Source organism: Nocardiopsis sp. MG754419 (assembly GCF_018207095.1).
GTDB lineage: Bacteria > Actinomycetota > Actinomycetes > Streptosporangiales > Streptosporangiaceae > Nocardiopsis.
On the sequence record NZ_QOCZ01000099.1, the window covers coordinates 1 to 21,416 of the forward strand.

Genomic DNA, 21,416 nt, shown 5'->3' on the forward strand with positions numbered 1-21,416 from the left:
GGCGGAAACCGGGTCCGCCGGGCGTTCGGGGGCCTGGGCGGTCACGATCGCGCCTCCTCTGCGTTCATGAACGTGCGGAAGATCAGCCGGAGGGCCAGCATCGCCACGATGATGGTGCCGACCACCACCACGACACCCATCGCCGCCGACTGACCGATGTCGAACCCGAGGAAGGTCCGCTGGTAGATGTAGAAGGGCAGGTTGGCACTGGCGGTGCCGGGGCCTCCCTGGGTCATCATGTAGATCGTGTCGAAGGTGTTCACCACGTACACCGATCCCAGCAGCACACCCAGCTCGATGTAGCGGCGCAGGTGCGGCAGGGTGATGTAGACGAAGCTCTGCCACCGGCTGGCACCGTCGACCTGACCGGCCTCCAACGCGTCGGTGTTCTGGCTCTGGAGTCCCGCCAGCACCAGCAGCATCATGAACGGCGTCCACTGCCACACCAGCGCGACCACCACGGAGAGCACGGGCATCTGCGAGACCCAGTCGAACGTGTCGACGCCGAAGGGCGAGAGCACGAAGTTCACCAGGCCGAAGACCGGTTCGAACATGATGTGCTTCCACAGCAGCGCGGTGGCCACCGGCAGCACGAGGAACGGGGTGATGACGAGCGTGCGCACCACGCCGCGACCCCAGAACTTCCGGTCCAGCAGCAGTGCCAGCCCGATCCCCAGCAGCATCGCCACGATCACACAGGACGCCGTGATGAGCACGGTGTTGCCCGCCGCGCCGAGGAACTGCCGGTCGGTGAAGACCGCCGCGTAGTTGGTCAGGCCCACCCAGGCCTGGGAGTCCGGGCGTAGCAGGTTCCACGACCGGAGCGAGTACACCACGGTCGCCAGGAACGGCAGCTGGGTGACGACCAGCATGAAGACCAGTGCCGGCAGGAGCGGTGCCCTGCGCACCCACCCGTTGACACGCGGGCTCCGCCCGGACGACCCGGAGGCGGCCGGTTTCGCGGGCGCCTCACGCGGGGGCGCTGTCGCCGTGCTCATCGGTCGTCCTCCTTGTAGGTGTCACCGACGGTCTCGGCGTACTCCTGGCTCTGCGCGAGCGCCTCCTCGACGGTGATCCGGCCGGCCACGGCCGCGCTGAGCTGCTGGCTGACCCTGGTGCCCAGGTCCTGGAACTCGGGGATGGCGAGGAAGCCGATGCCCTCGTAGGGAACCGGTCGCGTGCCCGGGTTCTGCGGGTCGGCCTGTTCGATGCCCTGGAGCATGGGTTCGGCGTAGGCCCCGGCGACCTCCTGGTACTCGGGGACCTCGAAGGTCGACAGGCGGTTGCCCGGGGGCACTCGCTGCCAGCCGTACTCCTCGGCGACGGTGCGGACGTACTCCTGGTCGGTCATCCACTCCAGGAAGGACCAGGCCTCCTCCTTGTGCTCGGAGGTGGTGGGGATGCCCAGGGTCCAGGCGTAGAGCCAGCCGCCGTAGTCGCTCTCGGACACCGGTGCCGGGGCGTAGCCGTTGAGGCCGGCCACGGTTCCGGCGTTCTCGTCCTCGATGGTGCTGACCATGGAGGTGGAGTCGTAGAACATGGCGGCGCGGCCCTGCGAGTAGTGGTTCAGGCAGTCGCCGAAACCGCTGCTGGCCGCGCCGGGCTGGCCGTGCTCGCGGACCAGGTCCACGTAGAACTCGGCCGCGTTCTGGAACTCCGGCGAGTCGAGTTCGGCGTTCCACTCCTCGTCGTACCAGCGTCCCCCGAAGGTGTTGAGGACACTGTTGAACGGGCTGAGGACCTCGCCCCAACCCGCGAGACCGCGCAGACAGATGCCGTCGACGCCGGGCTCCACACCGTCGAGTTCGGCGGCCAGCGCGGCCACCTCGTCCCAGGTGGGCTCCTCGGGCATCTCCAGGCCGGCCTCTTCGAACAGGTCCTCCCGGTAGGCGACGAAGGAGGACTCCCCGTAGAAGGGCACCGAGTACATGTCCCCGTCCAGGGACAGGTCGTCCCGGAGCGAGGGGATGAAGTCCTCGTGGTCGTAGTCGCCGGAGGCGTCGATGAAGGGCTGCAGGTTCTCCAACCAACCGTACTCGGCCCACTGACGGGTCTCGTAGTTACTGATCATGACGGCGTCGAACTCGCCCCCGCCGGTCGCCACGGAGGTGGTGATCTTGGCGCGGGCCTCGTTCTCTGGCAGGGACACGAAGTCGACCTCGATGCCGGGGTTCTCCTCACGGAACCGATCCTGCAAGGAGATGGCGTCCTGCATCTGCGGGTTGGACACGATCGCGACGGTCAGTCGGACCGCCCCGTCGCCGGAGGAGGTCGCTCCCGCCCCGGCGCATCCGGTCAGCAGTAGTCCGGAGAGCGCCACGGCGGTGGCGGCGGACACGCGGCCGGTGAGGTTCGTGCGGTGTTCGGCGGTGGTGCGCACGGTACTGCCTTCCCGGATCAGGCGGACTCGTCGGGGACGACCTGGATCTTCACGCCGGCGCCCGAGCGCATCATGGCCAGGGCCTCGGGGAACTTCTCCAGCGGTAGGGCGTCGGTGAGCAGAAGCTCCGTCCGCACCACCCCGGAGGCGATGAGGTCGACGGCCTCGCCGAAGCTGTTGAGGACGGCCATGGAACCCACGACGGTGATCTCGTCGTTGTAGATGCGGAACGGCGACAGCGAGACCCGGGCGGCCTCGTCGGCCACTCCGAAGATGAGCAGACGGCCGCCCCTGCGGAGCGAGGTGAACGCGGCCTCGATGGCCTGGGGCGCACCCGTGACGTCCACGGCGGCGTCGAAGTCGGCGGCGTCCAGCTCGGAGACGTCGGTCGCGGTGGCGTGCGCGCCCAGCTCGGCGGCGATCTCGAGGCGGCGGGTGTTGCGGTCGACCACGCTGACGCGCGCGCCGGAGTGCTGGAGCAGCTGCTGCAGGAGCAGGCCCATGGTCCCGGCGCCCACCACGAGGAAACGCTCGCCGACCTCGACGCCGATGCGTCGGACACCGTGGACCGCACAGGACAGCGGTTCCACGAGAGCGCCCTCGCGCATGCTCATCGAGTCGGGCATGCGGTAGCAGTTGGCGGCGGGGACCGAGACGTACTCGGCGAACGCGCCGTCGACGGTGTCGCCGATCGCGCCCCAGTTGGCGCACAGGTTGCCGCGACCGGCGCGACAGTACTCGCAGTGCCCGCAGAAGAGCGAGGGGTCGACGGCCACCCGGTCACCCGGACGCAGGCCACCCGGGGCGCGCTCGCCGACGGCGGTCACCGTCCCGGCGAACTCGTGGCCCGGGACCAGCGGGTAGGGGCTGGGCGGGAACTCGCCGTCGGCGATGTGCAGATCGGTTCCGCAGATCCCGCAGGCGCCGACCCGGACGACGACTCCGTCCGGGGCGGGGGTGGGATCCGGGCGGTCGCCCACGGTGAGGGATCCCGGTTCGGTGATGATGGCGGCGCGCACGGCTGGAACCTTCCTGACGATGGTCGCTCATATGAGCGACCTGGGTCACATATGTCGGTACATTGAACGCCCCAAGGAAACACCATGTCAATGGTGTTGAGCACAATCGAGTACACTTCTGCACATATGAGCGACCGGCGCAGTGACGTGACCCCCGACGGGCCTGCCGAGATGGTGCGGCTCGCCACGATCGCCCGCCGGTTCTACCTGGATGGACGCTCCAAGGTGGAGATCGCCGAGGAGTTCGGTCTGAGCAGGTTCAAGGTCGCCCGCGACCTGGAGACCGCTCGATCGAGCGGGATCGTGCGCATCGACATCCGACTGCCCGCTCGGTTGGTCGGCGAGCAGTCCGAACTCCTGCGGGAGGCCTTCGGACTGCGCCGCGCGATCGTCGTGGACGCCTCGGAGGACCCCCTGGAGACGCGCCGGGCCCTCGGCTCGGTGGCGGCCCGGCTGCTGGCCGAGATCGTGCGCCCGGACGAGGTGCTGGGACTGGCCTGGAGCCGAGGCCTCCAGGCGATGGGCGCCGAGATGGTCCCGCTCCCCCGATGCACGGTGGTCCAGCTCAACGGTGTGCTGTCGGAGCACACCGAGGCGGGCGGCTCGGTCGAGACGGTGCGGCGGGTGGCGACCCTGTCCGGCGGTCCCGCCTACCCCATCTACGCGCCGCTCATCCTCCCCGACGCCGCGACCGCCGAGACGTTGCGGGCCGATCCGGGCATCGCGGCCGCGTTCGCGCACTTCGACCGTCTGACCACCGCCGTGGTCGCGATCGGCGGCTGGGACGAGCGCAACTCGACCGTCTACCAGGCGCTGACACCCGAGGCACGTGAGCGGTACAGCGCGTTGGGAGTGCGGGCCGAGATGTCCGCGCAGCTGTTCGACGCACGGGGCGAGCAGATCCGCACCGATCTGGACGAGCGCATCATCAGTGTCAGCGCGGACCGGCTGCGCGAGGTTCCCGAGGTGGTGGCGGTCGCCGGGGCCGGCGACGAGGCCAAGGCGCGCGCGGTGGGCGCGGTCCTCAGAAGCGGCCTGGTGTCCACGCTGGTCACCGACAGCGACGTCGCCGGGGTCCTGCTCTCCGAGGCCCCCTCCGACTAGGGCGCGTTCCGCGCGGGCCGCTCGTGGGCCGCGGCCCGAGCTCGTGCGGTCCACGCCACGGCGACGACCTGCGGTGCCCCGGTGGCGCGCCGCACGGACTCTCGCCCCACCTCGCAGAATCGACCCACCTGGCCACCGTCCTCCACCTAGCGTGATCGAATGGGTACACCGTGAGTATGGACGCTCCCCTGCCCCCGGTCTCCCCCGACGATCCGCTCACCGACGACGACCGCGCCCGGTTGGCGCGCGTCCTCGCCGCCACCGAGCGCGAGGGCGCCTCCGACATCGCCGCCTACCTCGGTCTGGGGTCCGGCCCCCGCGACCCCGCGGACCCGGGTGACGGCGACTCCGGCACTGGGCCCCGGCCCGAGCCGATCACGCTCTCACCGAATGCGCGCGCGTCACGCCACCACCGAGGGGCGCTGCACTGAGACCACCGTGTCCGTGACCCCGACCTCGTGTCCGGCCACGGTGGTACCGCGGGCCGCCGGGCCCGCCGGGAGGTCGTCCCACGTGCGGACCGCACACCGCGTCGGAACCGCGCTCCGGCCCGGGCGCCGAGGGGTGGACCGATCGACGTCGGCCCACCCCTCGGCGCCCGGGCACCGTTGCCTTCCCCTCGGTCAGGCGGGGTTCCCCAACCGGGTCAGCGTCCGGTCCCGCAACAGCTCTGCCTCAGCGTCCAGGTCCAGGCCGGCGCTCGGGGCGGCCTCGCAGGCGACGTCCCGGTCGGGGAACTCGCCACCGACCAGGTACCGCGTGGTGACGTTCCAGGCGCAGGGGTTGTCACCGTAGATGTAGGCGCCGTGTCCGCTCGCGTCGACGCTCACGAGCCGGGAGCGGTCCCCGAACCTCTCGTCGAGCATGACCCCGCCGAGGTGCGGCGTGGCCGGGTCGCGCAGGTTCTGCACGATCAGGACGTTGTCCGGGCCCTCGTCGACGATCTCCACGGGCGCCTCGGCCGGCTCGTACTCCCAGTAGGCGCAGGGCATGACGTTGGCGGTGGCCGCTCCGTACATCGGGTGGCGTTCGCGGTCCTGCGCGACACCCTCCCGGTAGGTGTCGAGGTCCTCGGGCCACTCGGCGTCGTTACAGGTCACCGAGATGAACGCCGACCAGGTGTTGTCGGCGATCGCGGGCTCGGCCGGTGCCGTGTCGTCCTGGACCGACACTCCGACCGGCCCGTTCTCGTCCAGGTGGCGGCGGACCTCGGCCTCGTCGCCGGCGCGCAACGCCTCCCACATCTGCGCGGTCCCCGCGTAGCTCGACGGGTCGTACAGGCCCACGAAGGTGCCGAAGCGGAAGAGCCGACCGTCGAAACCGGCCACCGGCTCCTCGTCGAGACCGGTGGCGATCTCGTCGTAGGTCGCGCGCACCTCCTCCGGGGAGTCCCCCAGGCCGTAGCTTCCGTCGCGCAGTGCCGTCCACTCCGCGAAGTCGGGGAAGGTCTCCTCGAAGCCGAGGGCGAACCGACGCATGCCGTCGTAGTCGAGGAAGGTGTCACCGATGTTGCTGTCGAGCACGACCCGGTCGGTGCGTTCGGGGAAGAGGGAGGCGTAGGCGGCGCCCAGCGCCGAACCGTAGGACAGACCGAAGTAGCTCGCGGTCTCCTCGCCGAGCGCGGCCCGGATCCGGTCCAGGTCGCGCGCCATGTTCGGGGTCGACAGGTGGGGGATCAGCTCGTCGTCGCTGTCGGCGCACTGTTCGGCGACGCCACGGGCGATCTCGGCCTGCGCGTCGATGGCCGCGTCGTCGACGGCGTACGGGGGAACGTTGCCCATGTACTCCTGGTCGGCGGTGAACCCACAGCTCACCGGGGTGGAGTGCCCGACCCCGCGGGTGTCGACTCCGATCAGGTCGTAGGAGTCCAGGAGACCGTTGGGCGCGCCCAGGGAGGCCAGGTCGGCCGGCATGGACAGTCCGGGCGCGCCCGGGCCACCGGGGTTGAGCAGCAGCACGCCGCGTCGCGTTTCGGGGTTCGCACTGGCCAGTCGGGACACCATGATCTCGATCTCCGCGCCCTGGGGATCGTCGTAGTCCATGGGTACCGGCAGGGTGGCGCATTCCAGCGGGAGCGCCCCGTCCTCCACGTCCTCGGGGCAGAGGCCCCACTCCAACTCCATGGCCGGTACCTCGGCCCCGTCGTCGGCCACCACCGGCGTCGCTCCGACCAACGAGCCGGTCAGACCGATCACCACCATCGAGGGCACGGCACGGCCCCTGTTCCACGTTCGTCCCACGTCCGGCCTCCAGAAAGTCGATTGTGACGTCGCTCCGGCGGACCGGCCGTGCCACCGATCACTTTGGGGGGTGGGGTCGGCGCCGCCGAGAGGGACGTGTCCAGACTGCTGTGGCCGCGCCCTCGGGGACAGTGACGGCGCGTCATGAGTCCTCACTGAAGAACGTCATGGGTCGGTGGTGACGTGATCCCCCTGCCGGAGAACGCTCGTGCCGGTCGACGTCGGCTTCCCTGGGGCGTGGGTGCGCGGGGCCGGGGGCCGGCCCCGCGTTCGCGGGATCTACGCGGGTGTGGTCTCCACGACGGCGCCGGGGCAGTCCCCCGCCACGTCGAGCAGCGCCTCCTGCTCGGCCGCGTCCACCGACAGCGCCCATCGCGACTTCACGGTGGTCCACTCGGTGACGTAGCGGCAGTGCGCCTCCTGGGCGGGCGGCAGCCACTCGGCGGGGTCCCTGTCCGCCTTGGAGCGGTTGGAGGAGGCGCTGACCGCCACGAGCGCGACGGGTTCGTCCAGGTCGTTGGCGAAGTCCCCGCGACGGGCGGTGCTCCATTCCGAGGCGCCGGAGTCCCACGCCTCGGCCAGGGGGACCATGTGGTCGATGTCGAGTCCGCGCGCCTCCGTGAGCGTGCGGTCGTCGTAGTAGGAGTACCACTCGCCCCCGGTGAGCCGGCAGCGGTCCCCGACCTCGGGCGCGACGACGGCCTCCTCGATCAGGACCTCCATTCTGGTGTTGCAGCCGTCGCGGTCGGCGTCGACCCAGTGGGGGAACAGGGCCCGGTCGTAGCCGGTCCGCGATTCCTCGGCCACGTCGAGGGCGGTGATCGCCTCGACCAGGGGTGTGGACACGGCATGGGCCGGTGTCGGGGCGAGGAGCGTCGCCGTGAGGGGAACGGCGGCGAGGACGGCGAGGCGTGCGCGCAGGGACACGTGTGGCCTTTCACGGAAGTCCGATTACTGACGGTGATGTTCTGTGACTTCCGTGCGGCCCGTAAACCGTCGCACGAGAACCACGCCGCACGCCGCAGGAACATCCCGGGACCATTGCCGACAAGTGACACACGGAGGTTCGGGTTCCGGTCCGCCTGGCGACGCCCAAGGATCCCGACCCTTACTCGGAGTCACGATCGCGAGGGCACGGGGTGCTCCGGCCGTGTTCAGGTACCGCCACCGCCCCCTCCGTCACCGCCTCCACCACCGCCGTCACCGCCCCACCAGCCGACGTCGATCGGGGCGTGCTCACCGTGCTCACTCGCGACGTCGATCGCCGCGCCCGCCGCCTCCTCCGCGACGGCACGCGCCCGGGGATCCGGCCTGTGCCTGATCCGTACTCTCGACCGGCCCCAGGCGAGGGCGATGAGGATGAGACTCCACAGGATGACGACGCCGAGAAAGTGGGGGTCCATGACGGACTCCTACCCCGCCTCCCGGAGACCCGGATGTCCGGAAGCGGTCACCTCGCGTCGGGCGCACGACACCGACCACACCGAGCACGTCGCGGCGTCGACGCGATGCCTCTGAGGGACCATGGCAGGATGACCGAGTCCTCGATGCCCGGTGGTTCGCGAAGCGGGGTCGTGCGCAACGGCGGGTCGGTCCACCGGCCGCCGAGCCCACGCGGCGCCTTCATCAGGGCACTCCTCACCCTGTTCGAGGACAGGGGATGGGAGGGCGCTCCCCGCCATCGGGGAACCGACGCCCAGGGACGCGAGATCCTGGGCTTTCTCCCCGGCCACGTCGCGTGGGAGCCGGTGCAGCCGCCCGACGTGACGTCCGATGCGAGCCTGGTCCGGCTGGCGCGGCTGATCCGCGGGTTCCACGACCTGACCGCCGGATCGACCCCGGCCGAGGGCGCGGAGGTCGTCTGCCACAACGACCTCGCGCCGAAGAACACCGTCTACCGCGACCTGGGCGAGGGGCTGCGGCCCGTGGCCTTCATCGACTGGGACCTGGCCTCCCCCGGCCGCAGGGTCGACGACGTCGCACACGCCTGCTGGCAGTACCTCGGGCTCGGACCCGACGTGTCCGACGTCGAGGAGACGGCGCGCCGTATCGGAGTGATCCGCGATGCCTACGGACTCGACGAGCGGGAGGACGTGCTGGACAGGGTGCTGTGGTGGCAGGACCGGTGTCGGCGCGGCATCGAGGCGGGCGCCGCGGCGGGCGACCCCGCCCTGATCCGCCTGCGCGATTCCGGTGCCGCACGCGAAGTGGGTCGGTCCCACGCCTGGGTCGAGGCACACCGGCACCGGTTGACCCCGCCTTCGTGACCCCGCGGGCTCCGCCGTCCTCCCGACGCACGTCGGGCATCGGTCCCGCGCGGGCCGGGCGGCGCGATGAGGACTGGGTCGCCGCCGCGCTCGTGAGGGGACCCGACGAACCGAAGGCGGGCACGCGGCGCGACGTTCCGCGAAACAGGCCACGACCGCGCGGCCGACTCCGGGGGGCGACGCTCCGGGTTCACCTGTGCCGCCGGCCCCGGGAGCGACCCGACGCCCGGGCACGGTGGTCGGCCGCCCGCGCCCCCGTGCCCAAGGGGTGGGACGCGCGGGACGGCGACTCGGCGAACAAGAGCGTGCGGGCCTCTTGCCGGAGGGATCGGCCAAAAGTAAAGTGAGTTTCCAGTACCAGGGGTCACCACACCTGTACGCACGGCTGAGGTGACCCGCAGGGATTCGACTCCGCCCGCACTCCCCCCGGAGCACGCCATGCGCACCCTGACCTCAGCGACCGCCGTCCTTCTCACCGCGGCCGCCCTCCTCCACTCCCCCACGTCGGTCTCGGCCGAGACCGAGGCTCCGACCCCGAGCGCCGCGGCGCTGGTCTGGTCGGACGAGTTCGACGGCCCCGCCGGGGCCGCCCCCGACCCGGCGCACTGGAACCACGAGACCGGCGACCACGGCTGGGGCAACAACGAACTCCAGAACTACACCGACAGCCGCGCCAACTCCGCCCTGGACGGCAACGGCAACCTCGTCATCACCGCGCGGCAGGAGGCGAACGGCTCCTACACCTCGGCCCGCCTCACCACGCAGAACAAGGTCCAGCCGCAGTACGGCCGGGTCGAGGCACGCATCCAGATCCCGCGCGGGCAGGGCATCTGGCCGGCCTTCTGGATGCTGGGCGCGGACTTCCCGCAGACCCCCTGGCCGGACTCCGGCGAGATCGACATCATGGAGAACATCGGCCGCGAGCCCCACCTGGTGCACGGCAGCCTCCACGGGCCCGGCTACTCCGGTGGAAACCCGCTCACCGGTTCGTACATGCACCCGCAGGGCTGGTCCTTCGCCGACGACTTCCACGTCTTCGCCGTGGACTGGCGCCCCGGTTCGGTGACCTGGTCGGTCAACGGCAACGCCTACCAGACCTACACCTGGGAGGACACCCGGGGGAACCCGTGGGTGTACGACCAGCCGTTCTTCATGATCCTCAACGTCGCCGTCGGCGGCGACTGGCCCGGCTACCCGGACGGCGGCACACAGCTGCCTCAGGAGATGCGCGTCGACTACGTGCGTGTGTACTCCCTGGACTGACCCGGCGGCGGGGGTGCCCGACCCGGGCATCCCCGCGGCGCACGGAGCGACCCGCGAAGCGTCCGCGTGCACGCGGACGCCGACATTTCGGCCACCGCGGCCGACGATCTTCGGCGCTTTCCGAAAAGAGCGCCGCTCCCCCACCGAGCGAGTGCGTCTCCTCCCGCGCGGGCGGATCCCGCCTCACCGCGCCCCTCCTGCGCACGCGACCGTCGGCACGCGTCGCGTCGGCGCCCAGGTCACACGGGCGGTGACCCGCGACGCCACGGCCACTCCCGCGGGGCGTCCGATACCGGTGCGCGGACCGGACCCCGAATTGCGAGACGACACGGGCTGATGTGAGGGTGTTCCGGTGCGTCTTCACCAGCTGTACCGCCGTCCCTCGTATCTCCCTCCCCTGGACCTCGCCCTCTGGGGCGCCGCCCTGGCGATGCTGGTCGTCGCCGGCCTCGCCGCCTCGGCCGCCGCACCCGCGGTCTCCTTCTTCACGGCCCTGACGGCCGTCGCCGTCACCTCCGCGGTCATGGGTCGGGCGGTGGACCAGTTGGGCGGGCGCCTGCGCCCGGCGGTCATCGGCACCTTCCAGGCCGTCATCGGCAACGTGCCCGAGCTCATCATCGGGATCATGGCCCTCAAGGCGGGGCTCATCCTGGTGGTCCAGGCCGCCGTCATCGGTTCCGCGCTCAACCTGCTGCTCCTGGGCAACGGGCTGGCCTTCCTCGTGGGCGGTCTGCGCCACCGTCGTTCGCTGTCCATCGAACCCGAACGCACCCAGATCACGCGCGTGGCCCTGATCCTGCTGGTCACGATCCTCATGATCCCCGCCCTGGCGGTGCTGTTGCACTCACCGGCGGCAGCGCACCCGGAGACCATCTCCTACGTGTCGGCGGGTGCGCTCTTGGCGGTGTTCGTCATCTCGCTCCCGACCCGTCTGCGCAGTGACGGGGACATGCCTCCGCCCGAACAGCGGGCCACCGAGTCGCAGACCGAGCCCTGGCCCCTGTGGTTGGTGCTGACCGTTCTGGGCGCCTCCGGGCTGCTCATCGGGGTGGAGGCCGACTGGTTCACCGACGCTCTGGAGCCGGCGGTGGCCACCATGGAGATGAGCACGGTCTTCGTGGGTCTGTTCATCGTCGCCACCGTGGGCAACCTGTCCCAGATCGGTCCCGCCGTCCAGATGGCGTGGCGGGGCGACGCCGACACCGCCACGGCGATCACCATGGAGGGCGCGTTGCAGGTCATCCTGCTGCTCGCCCCGCTGCTGACCATCATGGCCCCGCTGCTGGGCGTGGGCACCTTCACCCTGATCTTCCCGCCGATGATGGTGGTGGCGACCCTGGCGGCGGTCATCCTCGTCGTGTTCGTGACGATCGACGGGAAGGTCAACGCGGTGGAGGGGGCGATGCTCCTCGCCCTGTACACGGTCCTGGGAGCCCTGTTCTGGTGGGGCTGAGATCCGCGGCCGTCCTCGTACGGGCCGCCACCGACCACCGGGCCCACATGGCCCGGTCGGCGGCGCCCACCCGACGCCTGCCGTACCCTCGAAGGACCTCGGCGCCGGGAGCGGGCGACGCCCTCGCGGCCCCGACGCGTCGAGGTCGGGCGCGGGAACGAGGATGGTCATGAGCACGCACACCGAGGAGACGGGCACGGGGGCCGCCGCCCCACGTGCCGGCGAGGTGCGATCGGTGGCGCGGGCCGGCCTCCTGCTGAACGCGGTGGTCGACGCACCGCAGGGGCTCAGCCTCACGGAACTGGCCGCCGCGACCGCACTCAACATCAGCACGGTGCACCGCCTGTTGCGCTCCCTGTGCTCGGAGGGCCTGTTGTGTCGGGATCGGGACAGTGAACGGTTTCTGCCCGGACCGCTGCTGATGCGCCTGGCCCGCCGTTCCCTCTCCGCGGCCGGTCTTCCCGAGGCGGCCGACACACTGCACGGCCTGGTCGAGGCCACGGGTGAGACCGCCGATCTCGGTGTGCGCCACGACGGGGAGATGGTCGTCCTGTTGACCCTGCCCTCCCTGGAACCCTTCCGCTACGAGGGCCGCCCCGGGCTCCGCCGCCCCGTGTGGAACTCGGCCATGGGTCTGGCCGTCCTCGCCTTCGGGGACACGCCGGTGGACGAGGTGGCCCGGGAGTGGGGCGGGCGCCTTCCGGGAGGGGAGGACGCCGCCGGCACGCTGCACAGCGAACTGTTGACCACGCAGTTCCGCGGCTTCGCCGTCGTGGACGACCCGGCCTCTCCGGGGCTGCGAGCCGTCGCCGCCCCGATCCGCACCGACGGCCGCGTCCGAACCGCGGTCGAGGTCCAGGGACCCGCGGCCCGGCTGGAGGGCGACCGGTTGGAGCACGCGGGGGCCGCGCTGCGGGAGGCCGCGCTCCGCCTGCAGGACCTCCCCCTCTCCCTGGCCCTGGTCAAGGGCTGAGACCCACCGCACATCCGACCCCGTCGCGGCCCGACCGCACGGGGTCTTCATGTGCGCCGACCACCTCTGATCAGGCATTTTCGCAAAACGAAAGCCTGTTTCATTAATTGAAAGTCCCTGTTGACAGGCTCCGAAGGAGCGCTATACCGTCTATTTCGACCTGTTAGGTAGAGAATATGCCGGAGGGGCCCATGGGAGCCGCGAACACGCTGCTGATCTCCCCCAACCACCCCGTGTTCGACCTCCCGGAGATCGTGGCGATCGAGCACGGCCTGTTCGCCCGCCACGGCCTGACCGTGGCGTTCGCCCACGCGGACGAGTCCGGGTTCGACGCCTCCGAGCGCGACCCCATCGCCCGGCGCAAGGAGGCCCTGTACGAGACCGAGGGGGCCGACGTCTACAACCTGTGCGAGTGGGGCGGCATCGATCGGCTGGAGCGCGGCCGCCGCTCGGGCAGGATCGACCACCTGCGTCCGGCCGTGGTCGCGCAGGCGCTGGTCAGCTTCGATCCGGACCTGGCCGAACCGCACGACCTCGGCGGCGTCCCTGTCGCCGTGAACGAGTTCACCGGATCCCACTACACGGCCCTGCACCTGCTGGGCAACACCCTCGCCCGCCAGGAGGTCGTGTTGCGCCACGTGGGCGCACCCGCCCTGCGGCTGGCGGCCCTTCGCTCGGGCGACGTCCGGGCGGCGATGCTCATGGAGCCCTTCCTCGGCGTGGCCCTGAAGGAGGGCGCGCACCTCCTCGGCTCCTACTTCTACCGAGGCTCCCAGGTGGTCGCACCCCACCTGGGACAGGACCGTCGCGACGCCTACATCCGGGCGGTCGACGAGGCCGTCGACCTGATCCACGAGCTGCCCTGGCGGGAGTCGGCGCGCCACATCGTGCGCGAGGTCGAGGGGTTCCTCGCCCCGGAGGAACTCGGCCGCCTCCACGTGCGGTACACACACGCCCGTCCGTTCGTCCAGAAGCGCTTCCACGAGAGCTACGCGTGGATGAAGTCCTGGGGTCTGACGGAGGGCCGCAACGACTACCACTCACTCTTTCGGTGACCGCCCACCCCTCCCCCTCATCCACCCCTTGCCCGTTGGAGACCGCCATGACCACCCTGAACCGCCGGTCGCTGATCCGCGCCGGCCTCGTGTCGATCGCCGCCCTGGGATCCGTCCCGATGCTGGGGGCCTGCGCGGGCTCGTCCGGTCGGGCCAAGGTCCAGGACACCGAGGAGGGCACGGCGAGCGCGGTCCTGCGTCCCCTCGCCGAACGCTTCGGCCTGGACGAGGGGCTCGACCTGGAGTACGTCGCCGGAACCGGCCCCGGGGACGTGCAGAACAAGCTGCTGTCCGGTGCCTTGGACGTGTCGAGCTTCGGCCCCATCGGTGCCGCGGTCTCGGCGGGCGCCGGTGCCGACGTCGTGCTGTTCAGCCCCGGCCTGAACAACCACGTGCGGTGGCTGGTGGCCGAGAACAGCTCCTACCGTTCCCCGCGGGACCTGCGGGGCGAGGCCATCGCCACGCCCCCCAACAACAGCGACGCCTACCGGTCCGCCCACCTGGCCGCCGCCGTGAACGGGATCGACTTCGAGAACGAGTACACGATCCACCAGGGCGCCGTCCTCAACGGCCTGGCGTTGTTCGAACGCGGCGACGTGGAGGCGATCGTCACCATCGAACCCAACGCCACCCGGTTGGTGGCCCGGGGCGCCCGAGAGATCGCCACCGTGGACGACCTGTGGCGCGAGGGCACCGGGCGGTCGGAACCACTGGTGCTCAACGCGCAGGGCGCCCTGCGCTCCTGGGTGGAGGAGAACCGGGACCTCGCCTCGGCCATCGACGTGCTGCGCCGCGAGGTGCACGGGCACATCCAGGACGAACCGCAACTGCTCGCGGAACTGCACGAGTACTACGGCATCGGCGACGACGAAGCCGACGCCATCGCCCTGCTGCCGGAGCGACTCGTGGACACCTACCCGGTGGAGTGGGGCGCCACCACCTTCGACGACTTCCGTGCCCAACTCGACCAGGCCGTGGAGCTCGGCATCATCGACTCCCTGCCCGAACAGGACATCTTCGTCGATCTGGGGGCCGACCGATGAGCGTGCGCACCCCGGCGCCCGCCCGGGAGGCAGGCGAGCGCCCGCCCCGCGGTCCCGCACCGCGGCGGCGCCCGGGACCACGCTCCCGCCGATGGCAGGGACCGGCCGCGGCGGCGTCCTTCCTGCTCCTGCTCGTGGGCGGCTGGCACGTGATGGCCCTGGCCCTGGACAGCGTCCTGGTACCGGGGGTCGACCGGATCGGCGCGGAGGTCCTGCGTCTGCTCGGTGATCCGCGCTTCTACGCGGATCTCGGGGTGACCTTCCAACGGGTGGCCCTCGGCTTCGCCCTCGCCTTCGTCGTCGCCGTGTGCGTCGGCATCGCCATGGGGCGTTCCCCCCTGGCCCGACGCTTCTTCGAACCCGCCGTGCTCATCGGCCTGACCGTCCCGGGGCTGGTCTGGGCGCTGCTGTGCGTGATCTGGTTCGGCGTGGCGCTCATCAACCCGGTCATGGCGGTCGCCCTCTCCTCGGCTCCGGCCCTGACCCTGAGCATCTACCAGGGCACCCGCGCCACCGACGCGCACCTGCTGGAGATGGCGCACGTCTATCGGTTCTCCTTCCGGGACCGCCTGCGCCACCTGTGGCTGCCCTCCCTGGCCCCGGCCCTGTTCGGCGGCGCCAGGCTCGGTCTGTCCCTGGCGTGGAAGGTGATCGTGCTGGTGGAGATCTTCGGGATGTCGAGTGGTGTGGGGGCCGCCATCAACGGCGAGTTCGCGTCCCAGAACGTGGCCGGCGTCCTGGCCTGGACGGTGCTGTTCGCGTTCGTGATGGCCCTGTTGGAATACGGCCTGCTCCAAGGGTTGGAGAACAGGGCCGGACGGTGGAGGAAGGTGTCCGCGGTATGAGCACGGCAGTGGAACTCCGGGGCGTGGGGAAATCCTTCACCAGCGTCCGTGACCGGCGCACCGAGGACGTCTTCTCGGACTTCTCCCTCACGGTCGAGCCCGGTGAACTGGTCGCCCTGGTGGGGGCCTCGGGCACCGGCAAGACGACGCTCCTGCACATGGTCGCCGGTCTCGAACGGCCCGACACCGGCCACGTGAGCGGGGTGGGACCCGGCGGCGACCACGGACGGCTGGGGGTGGTCTTTCAACAACCCCGCCTGTTGGACTGGCTCCCGGTCCGGGCCAACGTCGAGATCGCCCTGCGCTCGGCCGGACTGGACCCCGGGGCGGCCGACGCCGCGCTGGCGCAGGTCGGTCTGTCCGAGTACGCCGACAAGTACCCCTCGGTCCTGTCCGGGGGCCAACGTCAGCGCGTGGCGGTGGCGCGGGCCTTCGCCGTCGACCCCTCCGTCGTCCTGTTGGACGAACCCTTCAGCGCTCTGGACGAGCTGACCGGTCGGCGGCTGCGGCTGCTGTTGCAGGACCTGTGGACCCGTCAGCGTCGTGTGGGGCTGCTGGTCACCCACAGTCCCGCGGAGGCCGTCTTCCTGGCCGACCGTGTGCTCGTCCTGGCGGGGCGCCCGGCGAAGGTCGTGCGCGAGTACCACGTGTCCCTGCCCCGGCCCCGCTCCCCCGAGGACCCCGCGCTCTTCGACCTCCATCGGCGTGTGGTCGCCGACCTCCTCTGAACCGACGGTCGTGCCGGACGCACCGGCACACGAAACGAAGGACATCGCACATGCCCCAGAAGATCACCATGGAACTGCTCTCCCTGGTCTTCTCCCTGCCCCAACTGGTCGCCAAGGACGAGGGTTACTACGAGGACGAGGGGGTGGAGGTCACCTTCGTCCCCAAGGGCTACGCCGACGCGGGCCTGTCCTACCTGGACGACCACGAGCTCGTGAGCGCGTTCGGCACCACCAAGTCCAACTTCGAGAGCGGTGAGGCCGACCTCTACCGTGCGTGCGAGTGGGGTCAGATCCGCAGGGCGGACGACACCACCGTCGGCGGACGGGTGGTGAGCAAGCGCGCGGCGGTCGGAAGCCAGGCGATCCTGGTGCGCCCGGACTCCCCCGACGTGCACCCCTCCGACCTGGCCGGCAAGTCCGTGGCCGTGAACTTCCACCACGGTTCGCACTACCTCGCGCTCCAGAGCCTGGAGGGTTTCCTGCCCCGTGAGGAGATCAAGGTCGTGCACGTGGGCGGCCCCCAGCAGCGCTTCGAGGCGTTGCGCGACGGCCGGGTGGAGTCCGCCGCGCTCATGGAGCCCTGGATCACCGTGGCCGAGAAGCAGGGGTTCAAGCTCCTGTCCGAGGCCTTCTACATCGGGTCCGAGATCGCCGGGCCGGGAGTGGACGCCGAGACCTACGCGGCGGTCGACCGCGCCGTGGTGCGGGCCGTGCACAAGTTGAACGAGGACCCCCGTCCCTACCTCCACCACCTCATCGGCGAGGTGCCCCCGCAGATCCAGGAGCTCACCCCAGAGGACTTCCCGCTGGGTCGTCTACGCTTCGTCGAGCCGGCCCCGTACCCGCGGGACCAGTTCCAGCGCACCTATGACTGGATGGTGGGCTGGGGGTTGATCAAGGAGGACTCCGCCTTCGACGGTCTGGTGAGGAACTTCGACATCAAGGTGTGATCCCCCGACCGTTCCCGGTGCCCCGGTCCCCCGACCGGGGCACCCTGACGTAGGAAGGCCCGGCACGTTGCGTTCCCCCCGGGTATGGCCCTTGTACGTGGGCGGGGCCCTGGGCCCCTACGGCAGCACCATGGTCACTCCGATCCTCCAGGAGGTGGCCGACGGTCTCGACTCCACACCCGAGGTCGCCGCGAGCGCGTTGACCGCCTACATGATCCCGTTCGCCGCCCTGATGCTGGTCTCGGGGACGCTGGCCGAGCGTTGGGGTCGGCGCCGCACCATCCGGGTCTCGCTCGTGGTCTTCGTGCTGGCGTGTGCCTTGTGCGCGCTCGCCCCCACCATGGAACTGTTCCTCGCCGCGCGGGTGCTCCAGGGCGCGACCAACGCCTTCACCACACCGCTCCTGCTCGCGGCGATCACCGACTCCGTTCCGCGCGAGCGACTCGGACGCTCGATGGGCCGGTTCGCGGCCTGGCAGGCGGCCGGCCAGGCCTTCAGCCCTCTGATCAGCGGTGTCGCGGGGTTCGTCGACTGGCGTCTGGCCTTCGTCGTCCCGGCCCTGTGCGCCGTGGCGTTGGCCCTGCTGCCGCCCGACGAGGCGGCCACGGAACGTCGGGCGCCCGGCCGGGCGCGGTGGGGTGCCCTCCTCAACCGCAGGTTGGCCCTGGCCTGCGCGCTGGCCTTCCTCTGCTACCTGGCGGCCGTGGGGCTCACGGTGCTGTCGGCGCTGCGCGCCGAGGACGTCTTCGGGCTGGGGCCGATCGCCCGCGGTCTGCTCGCCTCGGCGTTCGGGATCGCCGGCCTGCTCCTGGCCGACACCGCCGGCCGCCTGCTCGACCGGCTGGGCCCGTTGACCCTGGGCCTGATCGCGAACGCGGTGTTGGCGCTCGGTGTGCTCACCGCCGCTCTGGGCCCCTCGGTGGCCGCGATGACCGTGGGCGTGGTCGCCGTGGGGGCGTCGGTGACGGCGATGCGGGCGACGGTGAACGCCATGGCCTCCACCAGCACCCCCGACAACCGTGCGGGGGCCTCGTCCCTGGCTCTGGCGTTCCAGTTCTTCGGCGGTGCCCTGGCGGCCCTCGTGTGGGTGCCGCTGTACGCGATGGCCCCGGGAGCGGGTTTCGCCGCGGCGGCCCTGGCACCCCTGGCCGCGATCCTGGTGTTGTCGGTGGTGTGCCCGCGTGTGGGGCTCCGCTTCGGGCGAGCGCCCGTACCGCCCTCGTCTCGTCCCTCCGACGACCGTCCCGCGCCGACGGAGTGACCGGCGCACCGCCATGGAGCCCGCAGCGTTCCGAGACCGGGCCGCGTCCACGTTCCAGGGTGGCGACGGCCCCGCCCCGCCCGTCGCGTCCGCGCGCGTGCCGATTCCCCGTGGGCTGTCGGTGGGGACGTGGGGTCGCGCCGGTGGCGGAGCCGTTCCGCACCACGCTGTCGCGGCCCCCTCGCGCGTTCACTCGCAGCGGCCGACCCCTCGGGCGGACCTTCGGCGTTCGACCCGAGCGCCCGACACGGGTCGAGGAGGGTGCCCACCGTCTCAGGAGGCCGGTGAGGGTGGGCGGGCCCGCGCGGCCGAACGGGGCCACCCCGTTCGGCCGCGCCGGATCGGGCCCGGCAAGGAGACCGCGTCGCCCCTCAGCGTCCGTGCGGCAGCACGGGCAGGGTCATCGAGGAGTTGATGAACACCGACGGCAGCTCCGGTGGCGCCGTGTCCGCGAGCGCGATCTCCGGGAACCGTCCGAACAGGCCCGAGAGCGCGATGCCCAGCTCCATACGGGCGAGTGCGGCGCCCAGACACGTGTGCGGTCCGTGCCCCAACCCCAGGTGACGGGGGCGGTCGGCGGCGACGTCGAACTCCTCCGCGTCCTTACCGTGGCGTTGCAGGTCCAGGTTGGCCGCCAGGAAAGCGAGCAACAGAGGCTCGCCCCGCCGGACGGTGACGTCGCCGAAGTCGACGTCCTCGGTCGCGAAGAGGAACGGCAGCGCCGCCACGCTCGTGGAGTGCCGCAGTACCTCCTCCACCGCGGCCGACCAGGAGGCCGTCCCCTCCCGGAGCCGGGCGAGCTGGTCCGGGTGCCGGAGCAGCGCGCGCACGCCATTGGTCAACGCCGAGGCGGTGGTCTCGAAACCGGCGGTGACCATCAACCACAGCGTGTCGCGCAGTTCGGTGTCGTCGAGGCGTTCCCCCTCGTCGCGGGCGGCGACCAGGGCGGAGGTCATGTCCGGGCCGGGGTGCTCCCGCTTGGCCGCGACGAGTCGGTCGAGGAAGGCGTCGACGTCCGCGCGCATCGCGCGGACCTGCTCGGGGGTGCCCCCGGCGAACGCCGTGTCCACCATCGTCTTCATGAGGTGGTGGTCGGAGCGTTCGAAGCCGAAGAGCTCGGCGAAGACAGCGATCGAGACCGGATACGCCAGTTCCTGCCGGATGTCGACCGGTTCCCCGGCGGGGCGGACGGCGATCCCGTCCAGCACCTCCTGGACGGTCCGGGTCACCGCGGGTCTGAGCGCCTCGATCCGACGGGGGGTGAACCCCTGGGAGATCAGACCGCGCAGACGGCGGTGTGCGTCGCCGTCGGAGGTGAGCATGTTGTCGAGCCGGACCATGGCCGCGACCGGGTGGTCGACGGACACCTCCCCCGCGTCGAGCGCCTTCCAGGTGCGCCAGTTGCGTTGAAAGCGCGGGTCGGTGAGGGCCGAGCGCAGGGAGTCGTCCCTGGTCAGGGCCCAGACTTCCAGATCCGCGACCACAACGCGCGCCACCGGCCCGCTGTCACGGAGGCGCCGGGCCAGCTCCCTGTTGTCTCCCGGGGCGAGGACGAGGGGCTCGGGACGTGCGGACATGTCGCATCTCCTGTGCTGTCGGGTTCTCCGCGCCGGGTGGGGTGCGCGGCGGCAGTGGGGGTGAAGGTCACCGGCAGGGACACCAGACCGTGGGCGAACGGCGAGCGCCGCCACCGCAGGTGGTCGGCGGGTCCCTCCAGGGTCATGTCGGGCAGGAGCCGAAAGACCGCGTTGACGGAGTCGACCCCGATCTGGCGGGCCAGGTTGCGGGCCGGACACTGGTGGGGGCCGGTACCGAACGCGAGGTGGGCCCGCGCGCCCGACATACCGAACGGGTCCATGTGGCGCAGGACCGCCGGGTCGCTGTGGGCGGGGCCGTAGCCCATGATGAGGCAGTCGCCCTCGCGCACCCGCCAGTCGCCCAGGTCGGTGTCCTGGGCCGGGTAGCGGCCGGGCATCAGGGTGATCGGCGGGGCCTTCCACAGGACCGTGTCGACGAGCTCCTCGACCTGCATGCTCCCGCTCATGACGGCGCGATGGACCTCCGCGTCGGTGAGGAACGCGTACAGGGAGTTGGCGATGAGGTTCATGAGCGGGTCGTGGGCGGCCGAGATGATGAGGATGAGCTGGTGGGCGACCTCCTCGTCGTCCAGCCCGTTGGGGTGGCGGATCATCTGCGAGACGATGTCCTGCCCCGGTGCGGCCCTGCGCTCCAGGGTGACGGTCTGGGCGTAGCCGAAGAGCCCGACCATCGCGGCCTCGGCCTCCTCCCCGCCGTCCCAGACACGCCGCATGAGGTCGACCAGCCGCCGCCCCTGCGAGTCGTCCAGACCGAAGGATCTGTTGAGCACCAGCAACGGCAGTCGGAAGGCGAGGTCGGCCACCAGGTCGGCCCGGCCCCGGGCCGCGGGCTCCGCGAGGAGTTCGTGCACGACGTCCCGCACGTCCGAGAGCGCACTACTTCCGGTGATGGTGCCGAGGGCCTCGCCGATCACCTCCCGGTAGCGGCCGTGGTCGGGCGGGTCACTGGACAGCGCGTTGCGGAAGTACCAGAAGGGTCCGGGCACCTCCGCGGGGGTGGCGCGGCCGTCCTTCGCCTCGACCCACCGGCGTGGGTCCCGGGGGAACAGGTGCGGGTCCTGCAGGACCGTCCGGTTGAGTTCGTAGCTCAGCAGCACCCAGGCCAGGACCCCGGGGGCGACCTCCACCGGGGCCACCGAACCGAACCGTTCGCGCAGTTCCTCCAGGAGCCGGGGAACGGGCAGGTCGATCTCTCCGTGCAGGGGCACCGCCGCCTCCCGTGCCGCGGAGACCGGGC

General features: G+C 71.3%; 20 protein-coding genes. 12 read left to right on the top strand and 8 right to left on the bottom strand.

Annotated elements, in window-relative coordinates:
- Positions 1–41 precede the first annotated feature (41 nt).
- From DSY14_RS18335 to DSY14_RS18345, 3 genes are read right to left on the bottom strand one after another with little or no spacing between them, the layout of a single operon-like run.
- Positions 42–998, bottom strand: a complete 957-nt coding sequence (locus DSY14_RS18335; protein ID WP_211717814.1) for a carbohydrate ABC transporter permease — start codon at positions 996–998, stop codon at positions 42–44.
- Positions 995–2,380: a sugar ABC transporter substrate-binding protein gene (locus DSY14_RS18340; RefSeq protein ID WP_374224024.1), complete on the bottom strand. Its 1,386-nt coding sequence runs from the start codon at positions 2,378–2,380 to the stop codon at positions 995–997. Before DSY14_RS18340 ends, DSY14_RS18335 begins: the two co-directional genes overlap by 4 nt.
- Before the next feature lie 17 nt (positions 2,381–2,397).
- Positions 2,398–3,399, bottom strand: coding sequence for a zinc-dependent alcohol dehydrogenase family protein (locus DSY14_RS18345; protein ID WP_211717815.1), 1,002 nt, complete (start codon positions 3,397–3,399; stop codon positions 2,398–2,400).
- A 171-nt stretch (positions 3,400–3,570) separates the two neighbouring features.
- On the opposite strand from DSY14_RS18345, the gene DSY14_RS18350 reads away from it, so the two are divergent.
- Positions 3,571–4,503 (top strand): sugar-binding transcriptional regulator, encoded by a 933-nt coding sequence (locus tag DSY14_RS18350; protein WP_211717829.1) that lies wholly within the window; start codon positions 3,571–3,573, stop codon positions 4,501–4,503.
- A gap of 176 nt (positions 4,504–4,679) precedes the next feature.
- Positions 4,680–4,934 carry a hypothetical protein gene (locus DSY14_RS18355; protein ID WP_211717816.1) on the top strand — a complete coding sequence of 85 codons (255 nt, stop codon included), beginning with the start codon at positions 4,680–4,682 and terminating at the stop codon, positions 4,932–4,934.
- A gap of 192 nt (positions 4,935–5,126) precedes the next feature.
- Here DSY14_RS18355 and DSY14_RS18360 read toward each other — a convergent pair whose 3' ends face one another.
- The 3 genes from DSY14_RS18360 to DSY14_RS18370 form a co-directional block, all read right to left on the bottom strand.
- Positions 5,127–6,743 (bottom strand): alpha/beta hydrolase, encoded by a 1,617-nt coding sequence (locus DSY14_RS18360; RefSeq protein WP_307851266.1) that lies wholly within the window; start codon positions 6,741–6,743, stop codon positions 5,127–5,129.
- Positions 6,744–7,022: 279 nt separating this feature from the next.
- Positions 7,023–7,664 (bottom strand): HNH endonuclease family protein, encoded by a 642-nt coding sequence (locus tag DSY14_RS18365; RefSeq protein ID WP_211717831.1) that lies wholly within the window; start codon positions 7,662–7,664, stop codon positions 7,023–7,025.
- Positions 7,665–7,897: 233 nt separating this feature from the next.
- Positions 7,898–8,146: a hypothetical protein gene (locus DSY14_RS18370; RefSeq protein ID WP_211717817.1), complete on the bottom strand. Its 249-nt coding sequence runs from the start codon at positions 8,144–8,146 to the stop codon at positions 7,898–7,900.
- Positions 8,147–8,275: 129 nt separating this feature from the next.
- Here DSY14_RS18370 and DSY14_RS18375 point away from each other — a divergent pair, with 129 nt between their 5' ends.
- The 10 genes from DSY14_RS18375 to DSY14_RS18420 all read left to right on the top strand — a co-directional run bounded on the left by DSY14_RS18375 (position 8,276) and on the right by DSY14_RS18420 (position 18,581).
- Complete coding sequence (locus DSY14_RS18375; RefSeq protein ID WP_211717818.1) at positions 8,276–9,010, top strand: phosphotransferase; 735 nt, start codon at positions 8,276–8,278, stop codon at positions 9,008–9,010.
- Between the two features lie 438 nt (positions 9,011–9,448).
- Positions 9,449–10,273: a family 16 glycosylhydrolase gene (locus DSY14_RS18380; RefSeq protein ID WP_211717819.1), complete on the top strand. Its 825-nt coding sequence runs from the start codon at positions 9,449–9,451 to the stop codon at positions 10,271–10,273.
- A gap of 352 nt (positions 10,274–10,625) precedes the next feature.
- Positions 10,626–11,726 (top strand): hypothetical protein, encoded by a 1,101-nt coding sequence (locus DSY14_RS18385; protein WP_211717820.1) that lies wholly within the window; start codon positions 10,626–10,628, stop codon positions 11,724–11,726.
- Positions 11,727–11,895: 169 nt separating this feature from the next.
- On the top strand, positions 11,896–12,699 hold the full coding sequence (locus DSY14_RS18390) for an IclR family transcriptional regulator (protein ID WP_211717821.1): 804 nt from the start codon (positions 11,896–11,898) through the stop codon (positions 12,697–12,699).
- A gap of 191 nt (positions 12,700–12,890) precedes the next feature.
- Positions 12,891–13,754: a hypothetical protein gene (locus DSY14_RS18395; RefSeq protein WP_211717822.1), complete on the top strand. Its 864-nt coding sequence runs from the start codon at positions 12,891–12,893 to the stop codon at positions 13,752–13,754.
- Between the two features lie 47 nt (positions 13,755–13,801).
- On the top strand, positions 13,802–14,797 hold the full coding sequence (locus DSY14_RS18400) for an ABC transporter substrate-binding protein (protein WP_211717823.1): 996 nt from the start codon (positions 13,802–13,804) through the stop codon (positions 14,795–14,797).
- Positions 14,794–15,642: an ABC transporter permease gene (locus tag DSY14_RS18405; RefSeq protein ID WP_211717824.1), complete on the top strand. Its 849-nt coding sequence runs from the start codon at positions 14,794–14,796 to the stop codon at positions 15,640–15,642. Before DSY14_RS18400 ends, DSY14_RS18405 begins: the two co-directional genes overlap by 4 nt.
- The gene (locus DSY14_RS18410; RefSeq protein WP_211717825.1) at positions 15,639–16,370 is read left to right on the top strand and encodes an ABC transporter ATP-binding protein; all 732 of its coding nucleotides are present in this window, start codon (positions 15,639–15,641) and stop codon (positions 16,368–16,370) included. Before DSY14_RS18405 ends, DSY14_RS18410 begins: the two co-directional genes overlap by 4 nt.
- A gap of 50 nt (positions 16,371–16,420) precedes the next feature.
- Positions 16,421–17,320: an ABC transporter substrate-binding protein gene (locus DSY14_RS18415; RefSeq protein ID WP_211717826.1), complete on the top strand. Its 900-nt coding sequence runs from the start codon at positions 16,421–16,423 to the stop codon at positions 17,318–17,320.
- Positions 17,321–17,387: 67 nt separating this feature from the next.
- Complete coding sequence (locus DSY14_RS18420; protein ID WP_211717827.1) at positions 17,388–18,581, top strand: MFS transporter; 1,194 nt, start codon at positions 17,388–17,390, stop codon at positions 18,579–18,581.
- A gap of 371 nt (positions 18,582–18,952) precedes the next feature.
- On the opposite strand, the gene DSY14_RS18425 is transcribed toward DSY14_RS18420, so the two are convergent.
- Positions 18,953–20,077 carry a cytochrome P450 gene (locus DSY14_RS18425; protein WP_307851267.1) on the bottom strand — a complete coding sequence of 375 codons (1,125 nt, stop codon included), beginning with the start codon at positions 20,075–20,077 and terminating at the stop codon, positions 18,953–18,955.
- Positions 20,035–21,416 (bottom strand): cytochrome P450 (locus tag DSY14_RS18430; RefSeq protein ID WP_307851268.1); only part of this gene is annotated, 1,382 nt, incomplete at its 5' end. The genes DSY14_RS18425 and DSY14_RS18430, both read right to left, overlap by 43 nt.

Excerpts from the sequence above, each read along its gene's own strand:
- DSY14_RS18335 (WP_211717814.1), bottom strand. The coding sequence starts at position 998 with ATGAGCACGGCGACAGCGCCCCCGCGTGAGGCGCCCGCGAAACCGGCC.
- DSY14_RS18415 (WP_211717826.1), top strand. The coding sequence starts at position 16,421 with ATGCCCCAGAAGATCACCATGGAACTGCTCTCCCTGGTCTTCTCCCTG.
- DSY14_RS18375 (WP_211717818.1), top strand. The coding sequence starts at position 8,276 with ATGACCGAGTCCTCGATGCCCGGTGGTTCGCGAAGCGGGGTCGTGCGC.
- DSY14_RS18400 (WP_211717823.1), top strand. The coding sequence starts at position 13,802 with ATGACCACCCTGAACCGCCGGTCGCTGATCCGCGCCGGCCTCGTGTCG.
- DSY14_RS18355 (WP_211717816.1), top strand. The coding sequence starts at position 4,680 with ATGGACGCTCCCCTGCCCCCGGTCTCCCCCGACGATCCGCTCACCGAC.
- DSY14_RS18350 (WP_211717829.1), top strand. The coding sequence starts at position 3,571 with ATGGTGCGGCTCGCCACGATCGCCCGCCGGTTCTACCTGGATGGACGC.
- DSY14_RS18405 (WP_211717824.1), top strand. The coding sequence starts at position 14,794 with ATGAGCGTGCGCACCCCGGCGCCCGCCCGGGAGGCAGGCGAGCGCCCG.
- DSY14_RS18395 (WP_211717822.1), top strand. The coding sequence starts at position 12,891 with ATGGGAGCCGCGAACACGCTGCTGATCTCCCCCAACCACCCCGTGTTC.
- DSY14_RS18390 (WP_211717821.1), top strand. The coding sequence starts at position 11,896 with ATGAGCACGCACACCGAGGAGACGGGCACGGGGGCCGCCGCCCCACGT.
- DSY14_RS18370 (WP_211717817.1), bottom strand. The coding sequence starts at position 8,146 with ATGGACCCCCACTTTCTCGGCGTCGTCATCCTGTGGAGTCTCATCCTC.
- DSY14_RS18380 (WP_211717819.1), top strand. The coding sequence starts at position 9,449 with ATGCGCACCCTGACCTCAGCGACCGCCGTCCTTCTCACCGCGGCCGCC.
- DSY14_RS18410 (WP_211717825.1), top strand. The coding sequence starts at position 15,639 with ATGAGCACGGCAGTGGAACTCCGGGGCGTGGGGAAATCCTTCACCAGC.